This is a genomic window from Psychrosphaera sp. 1_MG-2023, assembly GCF_030548245.1.
GTDB lineage: Bacteria > Pseudomonadota > Gammaproteobacteria > Enterobacterales > Alteromonadaceae > Psychrosphaera > Psychrosphaera algicola.
Genome location: NZ_JAUORW010000016.1, coordinates 66,468 through 87,067 on the forward strand (window position 1 = coordinate 66,468; position 20,600 = coordinate 87,067).

Annotated in this window: 13 protein-coding genes; 7 read left to right on the forward strand and 6 right to left on the reverse strand. The window is 41.1% G+C overall.

Annotated elements, in window-relative coordinates; genetic code table 11:
* Positions 1-24 precede the first annotated feature (24 nt).
* Positions 25-2,352, reverse strand: coding sequence for an agarase (locus tag Q4575_RS15210; RefSeq protein ID WP_303523411.1), 2,328 nt, complete (start codon positions 2,350-2,352; stop codon positions 25-27).
* 154 nt (positions 2,353-2,506) lie between these two features.
* Positions 2,507-4,009, reverse strand: a complete 1,503-nt coding sequence (locus tag Q4575_RS15215) for a tryptophan halogenase family protein (protein WP_303523412.1) — start codon at positions 4,007-4,009, stop codon at positions 2,507-2,509.
* A 131-nt stretch (positions 4,010-4,140) separates the two neighbouring features.
* Here Q4575_RS15215 and Q4575_RS15220 point away from each other — a divergent pair, with 131 nt between their 5' ends.
* The 5 genes from Q4575_RS15220 to aldA all read left to right on the forward strand — a co-directional run bounded on the left by Q4575_RS15220 (position 4,141) and on the right by aldA (position 9,773).
* Complete coding sequence (locus Q4575_RS15220) at positions 4,141-4,785, forward strand: putative glycoside hydrolase (RefSeq protein ID WP_303523413.1); 645 nt, start codon at positions 4,141-4,143, stop codon at positions 4,783-4,785.
* 529 nt (positions 4,786-5,314) lie between these two features.
* Positions 5,315-6,418, forward strand: a complete 1,104-nt coding sequence (locus tag Q4575_RS15225; RefSeq protein WP_215964904.1) for a mandelate racemase/muconate lactonizing enzyme family protein — start codon at positions 5,315-5,317, stop codon at positions 6,416-6,418.
* A 16-nt stretch (positions 6,419-6,434) separates the two neighbouring features.
* A complete protein-coding gene (locus Q4575_RS15230; RefSeq protein WP_215964905.1) occupies positions 6,435-7,460 on the forward strand; it encodes a zinc-binding dehydrogenase in 1,026 nt (341 codons plus the stop codon).
* 92 nt (positions 7,461-7,552) lie between these two features.
* The gene (locus tag Q4575_RS15235; RefSeq protein WP_215964906.1) at positions 7,553-8,317 is read left to right on the forward strand and encodes an SDR family oxidoreductase; all 765 of its coding nucleotides are present in this window, start codon (positions 7,553-7,555) and stop codon (positions 8,315-8,317) included.
* A gap of 4 nt (positions 8,318-8,321) precedes the next feature.
* Complete coding sequence (aldA, locus tag Q4575_RS15240; protein ID WP_303523414.1) at positions 8,322-9,773, forward strand: aldehyde dehydrogenase; 1,452 nt, start codon at positions 8,322-8,324, stop codon at positions 9,771-9,773.
* A 269-nt stretch (positions 9,774-10,042) separates the two neighbouring features.
* Here the strand turns inward: aldA and Q4575_RS15245 are convergent, their stop codons facing one another.
* On the reverse strand, positions 10,043-11,539 hold the full coding sequence (locus Q4575_RS15245; RefSeq protein ID WP_303523415.1) for a tetratricopeptide repeat protein: 1,497 nt from the start codon (positions 11,537-11,539) through the stop codon (positions 10,043-10,045).
* 256 nt (positions 11,540-11,795) lie between these two features.
* Between Q4575_RS15245 and Q4575_RS15250 the strand changes: the two genes are divergently transcribed.
* Together Q4575_RS15250 and Q4575_RS15255 are read left to right on the forward strand one after the other, a co-directional pair.
* On the forward strand, positions 11,796-13,037 hold the full coding sequence (locus Q4575_RS15250; RefSeq protein ID WP_303523416.1) for an endonuclease/exonuclease/phosphatase family protein: 1,242 nt from the start codon (positions 11,796-11,798) through the stop codon (positions 13,035-13,037).
* Between the two features lie 51 nt (positions 13,038-13,088).
* Positions 13,089-14,471: an alkaline phosphatase PhoX gene (locus tag Q4575_RS15255; RefSeq protein WP_303523417.1), complete on the forward strand. Its 1,383-nt coding sequence runs from the start codon at positions 13,089-13,091 to the stop codon at positions 14,469-14,471.
* A gap of 538 nt (positions 14,472-15,009) precedes the next feature.
* Here Q4575_RS15255 and Q4575_RS15260 read toward each other — a convergent pair.
* From Q4575_RS15260 to Q4575_RS15270, 3 genes are all read right to left on the reverse strand, one after another.
* Positions 15,010-17,736, reverse strand: a complete 2,727-nt coding sequence (locus Q4575_RS15260; protein WP_215964911.1) for a TonB-dependent receptor — start codon at positions 17,734-17,736, stop codon at positions 15,010-15,012.
* 376 nt (positions 17,737-18,112) lie between these two features.
* Complete coding sequence (locus tag Q4575_RS15265) at positions 18,113-19,357, reverse strand: MFS transporter (protein WP_215964912.1); 1,245 nt, start codon at positions 19,355-19,357, stop codon at positions 18,113-18,115.
* Between the two features lie 29 nt (positions 19,358-19,386).
* Positions 19,387-20,397 carry a LacI family DNA-binding transcriptional regulator gene (locus Q4575_RS15270; RefSeq protein WP_215964913.1) on the reverse strand — a complete coding sequence of 337 codons (1,011 nt, stop codon included), beginning with the start codon at positions 20,395-20,397 and terminating at the stop codon, positions 19,387-19,389.
* Between the last annotated feature and the right edge of the window lie 203 nt (positions 20,398-20,600).

Consider the following 20,600-nt stretch of genomic DNA (forward strand, 5'->3'; position numbering starts at 1 on the left):
ATATTTACCACTATTTTGAAGGTATTATTTGGCTAAACGTTGCTGGTACATCTTGCCCGTTACTTCTTTAACCGCCTTTATTAATTCTGGGTAAGGCGTGTCAGTAACGTTTACAAAACCTATATTGGCATTTTCTCCATCAAGTGCTCGACCGGTAATAGGTTCATCGACATACTGGAACCAATGCGCGCCAACCATATAAGGTTTTGATAAAACACTTTGCATATACGCTGTGTATTTTCGAGCTCGATCTTTTTGATCGCTGGCATGAACAATACCAGGATTGAACATCCCGGAATCTGACGCTGTGCCAATATGAAATTCACCAATCGTTACCGGTAAATCGACTTCTTCTAAAAATTGCCAGTAGTCATCCTGCATACTGTCTTCGTAAATGTTAAAACTCAAAACATCAGAATACGCCGTTGATGCCTTAATAATTTCATCAGGCATTCCCCAATTCGCCATTCGTGCTCCCATATATAAATGGTTTGGTAGAACGTCTTCTAACGTGTTGTGGACAACGATAAAGTACTGTTCACCTAATAACTCTAACATTTTAGATAGATCTGCTACGTAGGCCGCAGTATGTTGCTCAACAACTGCGTTTTTAGCAAATGACTTCCAACTTGCAAATGTTGAATTCCAGCTAGAGTTTAATGCCGAGATAGATTGATATTTTTGTTTTAAGTGTTTAGTGAACGCTTGTTTTGCTGGGCTTTCCAAACTGTTTTTGGATAGCGCATCCAATATTATACCGTAACGTGCTTCAATACTGCCTTCACGTTCGCCCCAGCTTTTTTCATTGTCGATAAAAATACCAGCACACCAAGGAGAATTGTTAATGTTTTTCGCAATTTCTTCAATTGTCGCGCGGGCACGTTCAGCAAATACCGGATCAAAAACATCTGGCATTAACCCCCAATGATTTACTTTACCTGACAATGTTTTGAAATCACCAATGATCCAGCCATTGGCAAAGTAAGGTACTTGTTTTTTCTCATAAAAGTTTGGGTCAACCCAGTTACCAAAAGAGGTGAATCCCCAGTTTTTCATGCGCTGCAAGGTAACGTCATACCAAGAATCCATGAAGTTTTCACCGTATTTACGTTCTAGGTTAGCACGATAAAAGTTAAATGTTTCGCCGTGGTCCATAGCGCCTTTTAAAGCCCACCGACGGTAACTGTAGTGTTTGGCGAGCGGTTCATTATATTCGGGTAACCATGCAAATAGGTTGCGTCTAATATCCGATGATAAGTAGCGTGTTTGGCGAGTTTCGTCTGAAACGTGTACAACGCCCATTGAGTCTTCAGGGGTCAATTCATCAGGGGAACGATATCTTACCTTGTCATCCTTAAAGTCAATTCCAGTCAATGTAGACAAGTTCGCCATGCGAACATTGGCCGGGCCATGGGAAAAGTAAAGATAGCCGTCGGGGTCAACCATCCACCACTTTCCTTGATATTTCTGGGTACGAAAATAACCAGTGGCCTCTAGTTTTGGGCCAGCTTTGTAGCCACCAAATCGTGAACGAGTTGGATCAGGTTTGGCGTCTTTAAGCGCCGTCAACTCGGCTTGCGTGTTTGCCGCTAATTGCGCATCGTTATCGATATGTAAAGCCGTTTTATTGTTATTGTTTTGACCATATTGATCTAACACATTAGTCATCCAGTTTGGATCACGTGGTGGGTTTTTTCGGATCCTAATATTATTGATTTCAATTGTATTATCTTCAGCAAGACCAATTGTTTGAAAGGTCAACGCTTTAATTGTTGATACGTCAACGTTATCGTGGCGCCACGAACGCCATATCATTAATTGGTCTTTGGTCTGCCACGGGGGTTGGTCCCCCCAAAAACCCGCTTCGGTTTCGGCTTCTTTTCCTGATAATGGGAAGTAAACCGTTCCTTGATATCCCTCTGGAATGGCGATGGACCGGCTCTGAGCCTCGCCATCTTGATTTTCTAGCAACAAATAAAAGTGACTTGAGTGAGCGCTTAAATTTTTAACGTCAAATGCAAGATTGTGCTCAGGCAAATTGGATAGTAACCATGGAGAGGCGGGTTCAATTCGAACTGTTGATATGTTTTCTGATGCTTTGAAATTAATGATTAGTGATTCATTATCGATCCAATCATACTTTGCTGTTTCAGCTGTTATCCAACTGGATTTTTGTCGCTGTATCTTCGGTAACAAGTCCAATAATAGGGTTTCTGTTTCAAAGTGGTCTACTAGTACTGATTGAGACTGCTTTGCTAACTGAGGTTCGCCGTTTTGGTAGCAACCTACCAGCACCAACGAGGACAACAGAGCCGCAGTAAATAATGGTTTAAATTGAATGTTGTTATTCATTTATTTCCCTTGTGATTGAATTTTAAACACATCCCATTGTTTGTTTTTAATAGTTAATTGTCAACAATGAATAGTGGAAAACAGGGCTAATGAGGATAGCACTGTATGAATCATAGTGGTTTGCGGTTATGTAAGCTTTAGCGTTTTGTATTAACTAGCTAATTCGTTTTAAGTAGTCAGCATGGTTAGGCAATCGTACAACTTTCTTTTGAATATCTTGTTCAATGTCGTCAAGAAAACGCTTTAATTCACTCTCTGAGAGTTCGTCGGCAATTGGGTGATGGTTATCTGGGATCAAACCTTGCCCAATCATTACCTGCAACCATGAGTCGTTAAAAATTTCGTTTTTCCGTTGCACAAATCGACCCGTTTGTTTAAACATATCCATTCTTTGTTGCAGACTTGGCGGGACTTTCATTTCTTGGCAGAACTGCCAAAATGGTGAGTCATTGCGGTCCGTTTGTTTGTAATGCAGAACAATAAAGTCTTTAATTTCGTTGTAGTCCGTCTCCATGTAATAGTTGTATTCATCGACTTCCAGCTGATTTATGCCGTATGTTGGGAAATACTTAATAAGTTGTAAGATCCCCTGTTGAATGAGATGAATTGCCGTAGACTCTAGCGGTTCAATAAAGCCACCGGCCAAGCCAATTGCGATACAGTTTTTATTCCATAGTGTTTTTCTGTGGCCCGTTTTAAATTTTAGCATGCGCGGTTCAGTTAACATTTTACCTTCAACAGATGTTACTAATGTATCGCGGGCTTCGTCATCACTCATGTAATCGCTACCGTATACAATGCCGTTACCCATCCGATGTTGTAAAGGAATACGCCACTGCCATCCAGCCTTGTGAGCAATAGAACGCGTATAAGGGAGCGGTGGTGTTGCGAGTTCGGTTTGCACTGCAATTGCTCTATTCATTGGTAACCAATGGGACCAGTCGACAAATGGTGTTTTTAATGTTTCATCAATCAACAGCCCCTTAAACCCGGAGCAATCAATAAAGAAGTCTGCCTTTACGGTAGGGCCGTCTTGTAGCTCAAGCGCGGTGATATAACCATTATCAGGGTTAGTTTGTACGTGATTGACTAAACCTTCTTGCCTTTTCACGCCTTGTGATATGGCTTTGTCTCGCAACAAATTCGCATATAAACTGGCATCAAGATGATAGGCAAAGTTTGGACCGCCTTGGAGATGGGCAAATTTACCTTGTAAAGCAGCTTGGGTTTCTAAGTTGTAACAACCAAAAGGCTTGCTGATCCCAAGCTCGATGCCCCGTTGCCAGTATTCATGAAACCCTGCTGCCCACATACCTAGCCCTGTAGAGCCAAAACCATGAAAGTAGCTTTCTCCTGGTTTACGCCAGTTTTCAAATTGAATACCGAGTTTAAAACTGCCTGACGTCTTTTTTATAAACTCGCTAGAATTTACCCCTAACATATCATTAAAAAAGTGAAGACTCGGGATTGTCGCCTCGCCAACGCCAATGGTTCCAATTTGTTCAGATTCCACTACCGTGATGTCAACTTTAGAAAGCGCTTTAGATAAGAGGGCCGCGGTCATCCACCCAGCAGTACCACCACCCAAAATAACGACTTTACTTACTTTATGTTGCATATCTATTGGCTCCCCAACGCCTTGGTCATTTTTTGCCATGACTCTACTTTAATATAGTGTACTTTACATACTATACACAACTAGTCAATTGTAAATTGTCAACAATGAAAAAGTGGGATACAGTAAATACCGAACAAAATAATAACCAGTAAATTAAGTAGAGTGTCATTATGAAAATGTTAAAAATAATTTGCATGATATTAATTTTGGCTGCTTTCCAAAGTGCAGCCGCTTTAGATCCAAACATTAATTATCTAAACAAAGGCAGTGCGGTATCGCCATGGGAGTTGGGGTTAAATTATGGTAAGACCAAATACATAGGAGAAAGTGTCGCTACAGTTCGCAGTAGCTTGCAGGCGTCTCCTGCAAAAAAATCTGTTGATGGTGATGCTGTTCGATTTAAGTGGAAACCGAAAGGGATTAAAAACGAATGGGGCAGTGTCGACTCAAATATTCTGACGATGAATGTGACCAATAAGATGAAACACACAGACCTAACAAGTGTCATTGACCGAGCGGCGCTAACCTTCGATGTAAAGGTAAATAAAGTCCCAAAAGAAAACGTTGAGTTGATGATGGAGTGCGGTTGGGATTGGAAATGCCGGACGAAGTTCCCACTTAAAAATGCGTTTAAACGTGCGCCTAAAGGAAAGTGGGTTTCTATCCCTATCCCGCTTAAATGTTTGGCAAATGAAGGGTTTGATTTTAGCAAAGTGACAACCATATTTAGCCTTCAGACTGTCGGTAAATTAGACATAGAAATCAGCAACATTCAATTGACTGGACTTGCTTCTGGTGAAGTCAATTGCGGTTAGTTTTAATGTAATGCGAACCAATGTGCTTTTTTACTTATTGAGTAAGCGCATTGGGGAGCCCTAAAAAGTAAAAATGGCCACGATTTATTGTCAGTAACAGCAATACCCTTAGATCTGGTTGTACAATAAATGTCACCTTTTAGTTACCCCGACTTAAAATTATCAGTGGATAGCTGTTGATTTAGGTGGCAAATAGACCGAATAAAAATATCTACCTTATATTCTTCAAGGCTGAAATCTAATTTCACCTTATCATGTTTTTTAACTTATCCAACTTTTAGTAAGGGGAAGGTTGGCGACTAATCGTTTTGGTAATGATCTGTATTTGTTACTAATTTTCACTTACACCCGATGAAATTTCGTTATCGCCATAACAACGTTTATTTCCCCGCGAATTATACCCGAAAACCAATGCTCGATTTATTTAACTAGGTTAAAACTATTTTAACTTTCAACTTTACATACCTAAAATTAATGTGTAGATTGTTAACAATAAACTGTAATTAGTCTTCTACTTTGAGAGTGAGTTATGCCAATTCGCAAAATTAAATCGATAAAAAATGCGATTTATAACATTCCGTTGAAAGAAGTTTTGTCTGACGCCAAACATGGTGATCATACTCACTTTGAAATTATCGTTAGTACCATCTTTACGGATGATGGGTATGAAGGTACGGGTTATACCTATACCGGTGGAAAGGGCGGCAGGGCCATATTTTCGTTGCTAGAAGACGAAATTAAACCAACGCTAATTGGTGCTGATGCCAATGACATTCAAGCCGTCTGGAATAGCATGTATTGGAATTTACATTACGTAGGGCGTGGTGGAATTTTAAGTTTTGCAATGTCAGCGATAGATATCGCTCTTTGGGATATCAAATGTAAAACCTTAGGCAAGCCACTATATCAGGTCGCCGGTGGCGCTAGTGACCGAACCAAATGCTACGCTGGCGGAATAGATCTTAATTTTAGTCAAGAAAAGCTGTTAACGAATATTCAAGGTTATTTGGATAGAGGATTCCATGCAGTAAAAATTAAGGTCGGTAAAGAAAACTATTTAGAAGATGTTGCCAGAGCCGAAGCCGTGCGCAAACTGATCGGCTCTGACATTAAGTTCATGGTGGATGCAAATTATTCAATGTCTGAAAAGCAGGCAATCCAATTTGCAAAAGCCATTGAACCTCTTGATATCACCTGGTTTGAAGAACCAACCTTGCCAGATGAGTACGAGATGTATGGACGTATCGCCGATGCGACGACAATACCTTTGGCAATGGGTGAGAATCTCCATACTTGGCATGAGTTCACGTATGCATTTGCCCAATCTAAACTGGGTTTTGTTCAACCTGATGCATCAAATATCGGTGGCATTACGGGCTGGTTAGAAATCGCAGAACTCGCGAAACAACACAATATTCCAGTATGCAGTCATGGAATGCACGAATTACACGTGTCATTGCTGTCTTCTCAGTCACACGCTGGTTATTTAGAAGTGCACTCATTTCCAATTGATGAGTACACCACACGTCCAATTCAAATCGAAAATGGCTTGGCGCTAGCGCCTGAGCTGGTTGGCACAGGTGTCGAGTTTGACCCTGTTTTAGTTACTCCACATTTAGTCAAGACTTCTTAAATTTATAGGTAAAAACATGTTAGCAGCTCAATATATTGGTAATAAAAATTTCAACATCGTTGAAGGGCAGGCGTTAAAGCCAGGTGCAGGTGAAGTGCGTCTAAATGTTGGTTATGTTGGTATCTGTGGAACAGATATGCACATTTATCATGGAGTGATGGATCAACGTGTTAACCCTCCTGCGACTATCGGACATGAAATCTCAGGCGTTGTTGCTGAATTAGGTGACGGCGTAACCGGTTTTTCTATTGGTGATAAAGTTGTAGTACGCCCATTAGATTGGTGTGGTGAATGCCCAACTTGTAACGCCGGTTATACTCACATTTGTCAAAATCTTAAGTTTATGGGAATTGACTCACCGGGTGCGTTCCAAAACTCATGGACAGTTAAATCGCGTACATTGCATAAATTACCTGCAAATGTTGATTTGCAACAAGGCGCACTTATCGAGCCTTTATCAGTAGCATGTCATGACATTCGTCGTTCACGCTTACAAGCTGGTGAAAAAGTGGTTGTTTTAGGCGGTGGGCCAATTGGTCAATTGGTTGCAGCTGTTGCCAAAAGTGTTGGTGCAGAAGTATTGGTTTCTGAGCCAAATGAAAGCAGACGAGCATTTGCCACAGAAAAACTAGGAGTGAGTGCCGTTAACCCAATTGACACGGACTTAGCGAAATTTGTTGACGAGTGGACAGAAACAAAAGGTGCAGATGTCGTATTTGAAGTCTCTGGAGTAAAACCTGCCATAGATGCAATGACACAAATTGCTGGCCGACGCGGTCGTATTGTTATGGTGGCTATTCACGCCCAAGCACCTGAGATTGATTTGTTCCAATTTTTCTGGAAAGAGTTAGAGTTATTAGGTGCACGTGTTTACGAAGCGGCTGATTTTGACTGGGCTGTTGAGCTAATTTCTTCTGGTAAAATTGATGTTAGACCATTTATCAGTTCAGTAAATGAGTTAAAAGACATCGGTAAAGCATTCGCTGGGATGGATAACAATCCGACTGGTATGAAAGCATTGGTTTCATGTGGTGCGGAATAAACCGATAAACCATTAATATCCTAAACGCTTATATCGCTAATTAATTTATTGGTTTTCCCAGGCTTTTGGGGAAACCAAAGAGAGAATAAAAAATGTTAGAAAAATTCAATTTAGAAGGCAAAGTGGCCTTAGTAACTGGCGCTAAACGTGGCATTGGTAAAGGTATTGCATTGGGACTAGCAGAAGCTGGCGCTGACATTATCGCAGTATCAGCGAGTTTAGAACTTGAAGGTTCTGAAGTCGAAAAAGAAGTCAAAGCTTTAGGTCGTAATTTTAAAGCTTACCAATGTGATTTTTCAGACCGTGATGCTCTGTACAAATTTATTGAACAAGTAAAAGCTGATTTTGACCAAATAGATATTTTGGTTAATAACGCAGGCACTATCCTACGTGCACCAGCTGCAGAACATGGCGATGACTTGTGGGATAAAGTGATTGACGTTAACTTAAACTCGCAGTTTGTACTTAGCCGCGAAATTGGCAAAGATATGGTTGAACGAGGCAGTGGTAAGATCATATTCACTGCATCTTTATTGACTTTCCAAGGTGGAATTACCGTACCTGGTTATGCTGCAAGTAAAGGCGCAATTGGTCAGTTAGTTAAAGCATTAGCAAATGAATGGGCAGGTAAAGGCGTAAACGTAAATGCCATCGCACCTGGTTATATTGACACTGACAATACTGAAGCATTACGCAATGATCCGATACGTTCAAAATCGATTTTAGATCGCATACCACAGGGTCGCTGGGGCACCCCAGATGACTTTAAAGGCCCAGCTGTGTTTTTATCGTCAGACGCAGCTTCTTATGTAAATGGTACCATCTTGTTAGTAGATGGCGGCTGGATGGGGAGATAATCCAATGCAATTTCAAAATAATGTAAATTTTATAAATGGCGAATACGTTGCGTCAAAAGTAACAGAAACGATCGATATCTTAAGCCCATCAACGGGTGAGAAAATTGGTGTTATCCCAAAAGGTTGCGTAGAAGACGCACAATTCGCGCTAGAAAACTCAGACGCTGCACAAAAGAAGTGGGCTAAGCTAACGGCGCGTAATCGTCAGAGTATATTACGTAACTTTGCGAATAAAATTCGTGAAAACAAAGATATTTTAGCGCCAATGATTGTTGCAGAGCAGGGTAAACTGTTATCGGTTGCTCAAATGGAAGTGGATGTTACTGCGACATTTATTGATTACGCCTGTGATAATGCATTGACTATCGAAGGTGACATTTTGCCTTCTGACAATGAGCACGAAAAAATCTATATTCACAAGGTTCCTCGTGGTGTTGTTGTGGGAATTACCGCATGGAATTTCCCACTTGCTTTGGCGGGTCGTAAAATTGGTCCAGCCCTAATTACGGGTAATTCCATTATTGTTAAACCCACGCAGGAAACGCCATTGGCGACAACCGAACTCGGTCGTATAGCAAATGAAGCTGGCATTCCAGCGGGTGTGTTAAACATTATAAATGGTTCAGGTTCAGTGGTGGGTCAGGCACTTTGTGAAAGTCCAATTACAAAAATGATCACCATGACAGGGTCAACGGTAGCAGGTAAGCAAATTTACAAAACCTCTGCAGAATATATGACACCTGTTATGCTGGAGTTAGGTGGTAAAGCACCTATGGTCGTTATGGCCGACGCCGACCTTGACCAAGCGGTTGAAGGCGCATTATGGGGACGTTTTGCTAACTGTGGACAAGTTTGTACTTGTGTTGAACGTTTGTATGTACAAGAAAGTGTCTATGACAAGTTTATGGCAAAGTTTTTACCTGCCGTTAAATCACTCAAAGTGGGTGATCCGATGGACCCTGAAACACAAATGGGCCCTAAGTGCAATCAACGTGAAATTGAAAACATTGACCATATTGTTCAAGAAAGCGTTAAGCAAGGTGCAACCGTTGCCCTTGGCGGTAAAACGGCAAATGTCGATGGTTTTGAAGGTGGTTGTTGGTACGAACCAACGTTATTAGTTGACGTTGAACAAAGTAACATTGCCGTTCATGAAGAAACATTCGGCCCTGTTTTACCTATTATCAAAGTGAAAGATATGGACCAAGCTATTGAATACTGCAACGACAGTATTTATGGGTTAAGTGCTTACATTTACACGAAAAACTTCTTTGATATTCATAAAGCCATTAGCGATTTAGAAGTCGGTGAAGTTTATGTCAACCGCGGTATGGGTGAACAACATCAAGGTTTCCACAACGGTTGGAAACAATCTGGCTTTGGTGGAGAAGACGGTAAGTTTGGTCTTGAACAATATTTAGAGAAAAAGACTGTTTACCTTAAAGAAACCCCGTAAACGCATATGTTTTAAATTTAAAACTAGTCCTGTGTCTGCTCAGAACACTTAATCTGAGTCCTGTTGTTTTATAGCGATGTTAGCGAAAGCTACATCGCTTTTTTTTGCCTGCGATTTATATCGGCCCATTGGACAAAATGGGCCAATAATAATTGAAGAAAAGCGGGTAAACAAAGGAGATTGCAGCAAAAACAACCCCGATTAAAACAACTCCGTTTAAAAGAGGTAGCTAAACGCTGGTCTGTAATGGTCATCTTGTATGTGATCAGTTAGTACGTCTCATTGGAAATCGTTACATTACCGCCTGACGTCCATGTTGTAAGTTTATCGTGCCACTCCTTAGTGTCCCAGCCTCGTTGTTCGGCACGGTAAATGGCATCTTTAATCATTCGAACAGCATCTGCTCGCTGGCGTTTGTCTTGCTGTTCATATGCAAGGGCCATTAAATATAGTATTTCGGGATTGTCACCATTTAAGTTCATTAGCGGTTGTAAGTAGGTTAACGCCGTTTTGGCATCGCGCAGTTTTGGGTCCGTAGCATTTAATTTAATATAGGCAGAGCGCTTTAACGCCAACTCATGACCCTGTTTCGCGGCGCGTTCTAGCCAAAAGTGTGCTTTGTGTTCATCAATCTCTATCCAAGGGCTAGTTAAACAGAGTTCACCGACCAAGTATTCGGCATTTGCGAGACCATTTTGGGCCGCTTTAATCAGCCAATGTGTAGCTTCTTTTATGTTTGTCTGCTCTCTATACATTTTGCTGCCTAGCACATATTGCGCCTCTGCTACGCCAGCGTCTGCTGACTGCCTAAGCAATGTTTCTACTTCGTCTGCTTGTCGTTTTATTCCGTCGAATGCCATTAAAACAACGGCATACAAATATTGATCTGATGGAGTAAGAAGGTCGTTTTTACGTTTGTTTGTGATGTGTCTAATCCCACTATATATTTTTTTATAGTCTGTACGTAAGTCACTGACATTAAGGTGCTGCTGGGCTAGACCTAATCTAACCCGTTTAAAAAATGGTATTGTGGATTCGTTAAATATTGGTTTAGCAAATTTCACTTCTATTAGTTGTCTCAATGCTCGACGAATAGAGCCATATTGTTGAATAACATCGATATGTCTTACGGTGCCGTCCGCAGCAATTGATAAATCCGCAATTAGCAAATAAGGGCTTTTTTGGCTTCTCATCGAGGTATTACTTACATAGCTACTGCTAAACTCATCTGAAAAGTCAGAATCGACTGATAAATCTAAATCCTCCTCGTCAAGGATGTTGTCAATTATGTCATCTTCAATATCCAATAAATATGACTCGTCACCGTTTGAAAATTTAACTTTTTTTGACAGATTATTGGTTATCAACTGGGGCAGAATATTGGTATTGATTGATTTTTTTCCGTATACGGGTTCCAGTCGCTGTAGCTGTTCGACGAGGTTTTGTTTGTCCGCAGGGGAAAGCTTGGCGGATAACAAACTGGCTAGTTTTTTTGAGTTTTTAAAGTCATATTGCGCCGCTAATGTTAGCCAACTGATGACCATGTTTTTGTCTTGTTCAACGCCTAAACCCTGGTTGTATATCACGCCAAGAGTATGCAACGCTCTGGCATTGCCGGCCTGCGCCGCCGCTTTATATTCGGTAATGGCACTTTGATAATCACCGGATTCAAAGGCAATATCAGCGAGTTTTATGTTGGCATCAACTGGACCGGTCGCTACGATAAGTAAGGACACGAATAAAGTCTGAAATTTGGATAGCGTCATGAGTGTCCTAAGGACGGTAGTTTTGTTATCTGTTTAAAACAAATTACAACGGAAGAACCATAATTTAATATTGAGAATTGATAAATTATTTCTATTTTGGTTGGATCTAAATGTTTAACCAAAGAAGTTTTATTTTTGTTTTTTTAACTTCCTATCAACTCAAAACTAAGCGTGTCGTTGTTAATGTAAACGTAAAGTTAGTGGTGTAGTATTGTTGTGTAACCCAGCAAAGAATACATCCAAGGGCTCTGATTTTATGCGTTTTTTCTACTTAATATTTGTTTTTTTATTACTCGCTTTGCTCAGTGCATGTGGCACAGGTCAACACTTTAAAAATATCGAACAAGGGACAAGCCCAATCAATACATCAACACCGATAACATTAAAAGTGGCCACATTTAATGTCAGCATGGAAGCCACTAATTATGTAGAAAACAACCAAAAAGCCATGTCGAATGCAGCGTTGCGAACAGCCCTTAAGTCTGGAGAACACCCACAGATAAAAAATATTGCTGAAATCGTGCAACGTGTTGCGCCCGATATAATACTGCTTAACGAATTTGATTACATTGCTGACAAGCAACAGGGCATTGCGTTATTTAAACAAAAATACCTAGAAGTTAGCCAGCGAGGTCAGCAACCTATCCGTTACCCCTTTGTCTATCTGGCCCCGGTTAATACCGGCATGAAAACGCCTTTCCATCAGGATAAAAAAAATCGTTTGAGTCATTTTGGTTTTGGCAAGTACGAAGGTCAATATGGCATGGTTTTATTGTCAAAGTATCCAATTGGCCCCACTGAAGTCAGGACATTTCAGCATTTTCTTTGGAAAGACATGCCAAACCATTTGATGCCTAAAGAGACGGACGGTAATCATTGGTATCGTAAAAATGAAGTTGAGTTAATGCGTTTGTCGTCAAAGTCTCACTGGGATATTCCGGTAATGGTTTGTGGACAAACCGTTCGGGTTTTAGCCAGTCATCCGACGCCTCCAGTATTTGACGGACCAGAGGATAGGAATGGCCGCCGTAACCATGACGAACTGCGTTTTTGGGCAGATTACATTAACAATAGCAGCACAAGTTATCATTATGATGATAATGGCACTAAAGGCGGTATTCCGGATAATTCTCCATTTATTATTTTAGGGGACTTAAACGCAAGCCCAGTAGAAGGGGATGCATTTCCTGGCGCCATCTCGCAATTGCTAACGCATCCAAAAGTAAACAGTAAAATAATCCCAGAGTCAGAAGGGGGCGTGCTAAATCGCAATGCCAGCGAGTTCGCTGCAAATCATACAGCATCATGGGGGATAAGAGCTGATTACGTTTTGCCTTCCATTGATTTTAATGTGATTTCTAGTGGCGTATTCTGGCCAAAGCCGCAAAGCCCATTATCGCGCCTAGTTTCGACTCGGGAAGCCTCTTCAGATCATAGATTGGTTTGGGTGACGCTGCAATTACCAGTCAAGACCAATGACTGTATAAGTAAAGATTAGAGCGTAGTTACTTGAACGAACATACTAAATTCATCGTTAAATAGGATATTTATGATTTCTCGTCGCCATTTTATGTTTGGTATCGCCGGCACTGCTTTTGCCGGACTAAGTTTAAGCTTGCTTGGCCGTAAGGTGAGCGCGCAAGTTACCAATCCTCCTCTCCCAACATATTCTGGGTATGGCCCGTTACTTACTGATCCTAATCGACTTTTAGATTTACCAGAAGGCTTTAGTTATCAAGTGATTTCACAGTTCGAAGATCGAATGAGTGATGGCTTGCCTGTACCTGATCGAGCCGATGGAATGGGGTGCTTTAAACTTGATGACGATCGGGTGGTATTAATCCGAAACCATGAACTGCATCCAAAACATTTCGACGATTTACCTGAAAAATCCAAAACCTACACCTCAGACAAAGCATACGATAGTTTTAGTAACGGAATCGCTTTGCCAGGAGGGACAAGTAATTTAATTTATAATCTTAAAACTCAAAAGCTAGAACAGGAGTTTTTGAGTTTAATTGGCACAATTCGAAATTGTTCAGGCGGCATTACTCCTTGGGGTACTTGGTTATCATGCGAAGAGTCTGTCGCAAAGGCTGGGGACGATATTACACGCGACCATGGTTACATTTTTGAAATCTCGGCTAACGCTACGGGCTTGGTAGAACCTAAACCGTTAAAAGAAATGGGACGTTTTAATCATGAAGCGGCTGCAGTCGACCCTCAAACTGGAATTGTTTATCTAACAGAGGACAGGGGGGACAGTTTGTTTTATCGCTTTATACCTAACGCACCTGGCCAGTTGGATAAAGGTGGTCAGTTACAAGCAATGGTTGTCATGCACTTGCCTAAATTTGATAGCCGTAATTGGTCTAATTTAACTATGCCAATAGAGAAGTGGTTTGATGTTGAATGGATTAATATAAACAACCCAGAGGCACCTGAAGACGACTTGCGAATCCAAGGTTATGACAAAGGTGCAGCAGTCTTTGCAAGAGGTGAAGGTATACATTGGGGAGATCACGAATTGTATTTTTGCTGTACAAATGGTGGCTCACAAAAACTGGGGCAAATTATGCGTTATCAACCTTCAGTGCATGAAGGAACTAAGGATGAAGCCAAAAGCCCTGGGCAAATTCAATTGTTTCTAGAGAGCACAGATAAGTCATTATATAATTTTGGTGACAATCTAACGGTGGCGCCAAATGGCCACTTAATCGTTTGTGAAGATCAATATACGGCAATAACGAGTAATCATTTACGCGGCGTTACACCAGACGGCAAAGTATATGACGTTGCGCGTATTCGAGTGCAAACCGAACCTGCAGGCGCTTGTTTTTCACCCGATGGCAGCACTTTGTTTGTTAATCTGTATTCACCGACACGAACTTTGGCAATAACCGGCCCTTGGCAGGCGTTTAAAACGAGTTGATTTTATCCTAGTGAATATTGCTATGGGTAGTCTTTATCGGCTAATTAAAACGGAACTGCTCGAATGTACGGCTGGATTCAAATCTAAACATCAATCAATAAATTTAATTGCTTCATTTAAGCAACTCTAAATCCAATTGTGTTAGATAACATTACGCCTTTAGAGTTAGTTAAATTGTAAATGAGTAGCCGTAACGAGCGACTGCGCTAAAGCTTGCCTTCGAAGTGTATTACACATTAGAGACGAGAATGACAACGTCGGATTATTAATTAGATAGACGAAAATCCAAATGATGGGCCATATCGATACGTTTATCCGTTACAACTTATGCAAATTGCTTCGCCCAGAAATACGTTGCAACTAGGGGGGAAGAGATCATTCTTCAGTTGTTCTTTAGGTTGCTCTCGAACCTCAGGTAGTGGCAGGTGTGCAGGTGGCGGTGGTTCTGGCGGCAGGTAACCTTGATACTCAACTTAATGGCTTAATTGGCCGCTAAAAAAAATCCAGCCCTAAGGGCTGGATTTTATTGATGGTTAGATTAGAAACGGTAGGTTAAAGAAGCTTTAATCGTACGTCCTAACAATGGACGTGCAACGCCCGTGTAGTCACCATTTGAGAAAGACAAGCCACTTAGTATTGGTGAACCTTCTGTAAATGAATCGGCATCATTTAGGTTTGCAATGTGAATTTGTAGATCCATTTGCTCAGAAAATTCGTAGATACCACCTAAGTTCATTTGATAATAGGCTGGATATACAGTCACGTTGGTACTGTCATCAGTCGCAAAACGTTCTGAGTAATACATGAACTGGCTGTAGATCGATAATGGGATAGATTCAAAATCATATGATGGTCTGAAATTAACCAACAATTCAGATTGACGTCTTGGTCGTCTGCCTTCGGTTGTTGAAACATCGTATTGACGTTCGTCAAATACACCATCGCCATTTGTATCAACTTCTACGATCCCGTTTCTGATCTCATTATCTTGACTCAGTTGCGGATCTTGCCAAACGATACTGCCTTGTAAAGTCAAACCTTCCAGCGCTTCTGGAGAATAGGACGCTTCTAACTCTATCCCTATATTATCTAAGCTTCGGCGGAATACATCGCGTACCTTAGGGCAATTTGCTGGCGCAGGGATTGCCGTACAGGCGATACCATTACCAGTAGCACTAAGATCATCTAGCGTTGGACCTAGGTTTTCTTTTGCCGCAAAGTCGATGTAAAAGGCCGTTAAACTCACTGAGTTGACGGAATCTGCATAACGCAAACCACCTTCAACTTGTTTGATGTTTTCGACTTGATCACCACGTGCAACTTCGCCTGTTGTTGGATTTGTTGCAGGACCACCAAAGATATAATCTTCAAAACCTGGTAAACGGAACGAGTCGGCAATGCTTAAGTACGTGGTGAAGTTTTCGTTGATGCGGTAGTTTGCACCAATTGTCCAACCTATATCATCGTAACTTTCAGATGCAAAACGTGGGGTACCGTCAGGCACATTAACAAAGTTATCTGCCAAGGTATCGCTAGTTGAACCGACAACGACATCTGCTGGGGTAAAGTCATTGGAACTGTTACCAGGGTCAAATGAATTGGTTGTTAATCGATCTACATCCAATTCTTGCCAACGAACACCAAGGTCGATTAATAAATCACCGTCTAAGAGCGTCATATGATCCAAAGCGTAAAACGCATTGGTTCTCATAGTGGCGTCCGCGCCAAGACCAAATATCGCAGGTTGATCTAAACCACCGCGAGTTATCGATGGACCAACTTGCTGTTCATTATTATCGACGGCGTATAAGTCAACTAGACGAGCACTTTCACCAATGTCACTCCAACCACTGGCAAATACAGAATAAACATCATAGGTGTAATGACTGGTGTAATAACCAAACGTTAATTCGTGAGAATTGTCACCGACTTCAAATTCTTTAGAAAGTTTAAAGTCAGCGATATTACTTGTCGCATCAACCTTGCCATAGACTGGAATGTTGTGTGCCAAAATGCTCGGCGCCTCTTCAGCACCAGTTAAATCGGTACCAGTCACGGTGTCAGAATAATAAGCTTTTACCCCAACAGCGTCGCTATAGGCATCTCCTAATACGCCAGTAAAACCTTGGATCCGGTTAAATTGATCATTGGTTAATCGAGATGTTTCAGCCGGTGGATCGTTAAATAAAGAGTAGAATCCATTGGAACCGGTTGTGGAACGAATCGAGGAAACAAAGCGCCAATCATTTTGTAAATCTTTGGAGATTTCAAGAGACAAAATATCAAATTTAGGGTTTATACCATTAGTAATGTCGAGTGGTAGTTGAGAGCCGTCGCTATTGTATAATTGATAAAAACTGGTTTGGTGTGACAATACCGTCCCATCTTGAAAATTAACGCCTAAACTGTTTACATCATTTGGATTAATTTCAAACGGATTGCTTTGAGTGCCTGGCTCACGATTACTCTCTACTGAGTAAGGAATGTTTTGATAAAAATTGGTTTTATCGTTAATGCTGTGGGCTTGTAATTTAATTTGGGTTGTACCGTCATCGCTGGTATAAACTAAATTCCCTCGGATTTGACCACCAGAATTACCGGTATAACCCGGATCACGGATACCATCTGCAACGCGATAAAAACCACCAACGGCAAACGTTAAGTTTTTATTAATTGGACCGGACACAAAAAATTCGTTACGAACGTGGCCCCAATCGCCAACTTCTAACTTATAAGCGCCTTCAAACTCTTGACCACCAGTACGGGTAATATAGTTAACGGCTGCACCCAAAGCATTTGAATATAAAATGGCGCCAGGGCCACCCTTAACGGCTTCTACAGTTACCGTCATTAAGTCAGGTTTTATGAACACGTCATTATTCATAAATGGAGCTTCAGGCTCTTCATATGCTGGCAAACCATCAATTAAATTCGGAACATAACGATAACCACCAGCTTGTGGCAAACCTCGGACTAACACGTTGTTGTGGGACTCACCTGCTGTGCCACCTTCTGGAAAAAAGCCAGGAATGTTACCGAGTAAGTCGGCGGCGCCATGAGGCGCTAACTTTTTAATGTCTTCTTCACTAATCGTGTTGATGGAAAAAGTCGCTTCCATTTTATGGGTGTTTTTTGTAACACCTGTGGATACGGTGATGACTTCGATTTCCTCATCTTTTTCTTTGTTCACATTTTCAGCAAATACATACCCTGATTGAGAGAGCAAAGTTAAAGAAATTATTCTGCTAAGTGTTTTTAATTTCATGTGTGTGTTCCGTTGATCAAGTTTTATTTTATAATTTTAGACTAAATGTACATCGATGGACATTATGAGTCAAAAAAATTCGATGCTAACAAACATTGTATGTTCATCGCATCGGATCGTGATTGCTCTATTTGGCTATCGATGGACATTATGACACTTTTTATACAGTAGTTGTCAATAGTATTTTTAAAAAAAGACAAAAAAAAGATGGTTTAATGCGCAGTTAGACATTAGGTATTGAATTTTAAATCTTTGTATCTTGTTGTAAATAATAAGAATTGTTTTTGTTGGTAAGGCGGTTGGAGCCATCGGCGTATTTATAAAGTGAGAGTGGCGAACAACAATTTTGTCGCCACTCAGATGACACTGGAAAAGATTAAGCTGGCTGCTCGCTTAATTGCTTTTCGTTATTTTTTTTGTCATCGGTTAAAATAACCCAAGAGACAATGGTGAAAAAGACCACCACACTGCCGAGTATTTTATAAGATAAGGTAAAGCCTATTGCGTCATACATCATTCCCGCGACCACAGACAAGATACTGGCAAATACTTGAGTGGAGAATAAAAAACCCACCAAATAGAGTGTTGAGGATAACCTTGCATCAAAAGTCGCAGAGATATATTTAAAAATGGCTATCAACATTATCGGTAATTCGGCGGCGTGCAAAAGCTTCATTGCCGATATTGAAATGGGATCCCAAGCGTAGCCTGACCCTATCATTCGTACGGCCATAATGGCACCGGCTAATACAAGGCCGTTTTTAGCGCCAATTCGATTCACGATAAACGGGGCAATAAACATGCCTCCGGCTTCTAAAAATACTTGAAAAGAGTTTAAGTATCCAAACATCGCGTTGCCTTCAGCTTGGCTCGGAAATAAAGAGGCAAAATAGACTGGAAATTGCTGGTCATATACGGAATATACGCAGGTTACCCCCATTACATAGGTAGCAAATGCCCAGAATCGTTTCATTTTTAACAACCCAAAGGCATCTTGGATATTTAATGCCGACGCTTTATCGTCAATGAGATTTTCATCTTCGGCTTTTTCCGTGGGCTTAACCAAGGTTACGGAAACTAAGAAGATGATCGCACAACAAGATGCCAACCAGAAGTTAATATTAGGGTCTATATTAAACAGGGCACCTGCAAAAAATGTGGCGGTTGCCCAACCTATCGATCCCCACATTCGAGCTTTACCAAATTCGAACCCAGAAATCCGACTGACACGTTCGATAAAGGTTTCGGTCGCACCGACTCCGGCGGAAAAGGATAAACTGAAAAAGATGCCGCCAAGTATGACGCCTAAATAAAAATTAGAGGCCAAAAGAGGCGCATAGACATAAATAAAAAATGGTCCGCTGGCGATGAGTAAAACACCAACCCATTGCAACAGATATTTTTTTAGCCCGAGTTTATCTTGAATAAAGCCATAAAAGGGCATGATGAATAATGCGGCCACGGCATTGAGGCTAAATATAATCCCCATATTTTCGCCATTTAATCCCGCGGCTTGATTGAGCCATATAGGAAATAATGAGAATGAAAATGACCAAGTTAAGAAGAAGGAAAAGAGTGCTAAGCTTAATAGCCAATAATTTCTATCTGAGTTTTTAAACATGTTGCTTCCTATTATTGGCCATTTGACGCTCAGAGCAGTGTAGCTACTGATCCTCTATCGACAAACTGACCGCTGATTTTATGAATTTTTGCTTGTTTAATTTTGGCGATTGCCAATTTTGCTGCCTCTTGTCCCATGGCAAAATATGGCAAGCTCACCGTGCTTAATTTGGGTAATAGATTTTCTGAAATTAGGCGATAATTATCGTAACCGACGATGGAGATCTGTTGTGGGATCTGATACCCCATCACGCCACGTACTAACATATAAGTTCGCATTGCCATTTTATCGTTACCACACATTAGAGCGGAAGGCGGGTTTGGCAAGGAGAGTAAGTCTTTAAGTACTTGCTCTAGTTGTGCAAACTCGTCAGACTCATTTTCAATAACTCCTATCCGAATAAGGGTAGGGTCGTATGCGATTTGGTGATCGGATAAAGCCTGTTTATAACCTTGGTGACGTAATTGGGAGGCCTTCATATCTTCAAAAAGTCGAAGTTCTGCGATCCGGGTGTGCCCTTTATTAATGAGGTGGACGGCCGCGTCATATCCACCTTGGTAGTCATCAGGGATAATCGTCGGGTGTAACGTTTGTTGTTCAAAACAGTTGACCAAAATAAGTGGCGTATTTTTGAAGGCCTGCTCTATTTTCACTTCTTTGTGGAAAACCGTCGCTAATATGATGGCCTGTGAGCGATGACGTTTAAAGTCGTCAACCAACCGCTCAAAGTTTTCTGGTTTACCTGCCATTTCGCCAATTAATAATTGTTTACCATGTTGGTCACAAATGTTTTGGATCCCGGCGACGATTTCATAGGAGTCTGGTGTTGTCGTCAAATTGTCGGTAATTAAACTTACGATCCCAGCTTCGACTCCACGTAGCGCTTGAGCAGCCGCAGAAGGTGCATAGTCTAGCTCCTTCATTGCATTGGTTACTTTTTCTTTGGTCTTGGCACTCACCCCTTCAAATCCGCCTAAGATCCGAGAGACAGTCTTTATCGACACATTGGCTTTTTCTGCTACGTCTTTAATTGAAGTCATAAAAATTCTTTTGTTTATCAGTGTATGAGTACTGATTATCTACTTCCTAATCTGTTACGACAATTTAAATTTTGGATTAATTCTTGACAAAGGCTAGCATTGTAAAATTATAATGTCCATCGTTAGTCAAAAATAGTTTCACACCATTAGGTCAAATGAGAGGAAAAGTTTTACCGCTAAAATGCGTGCATTTAGTGCGGTGA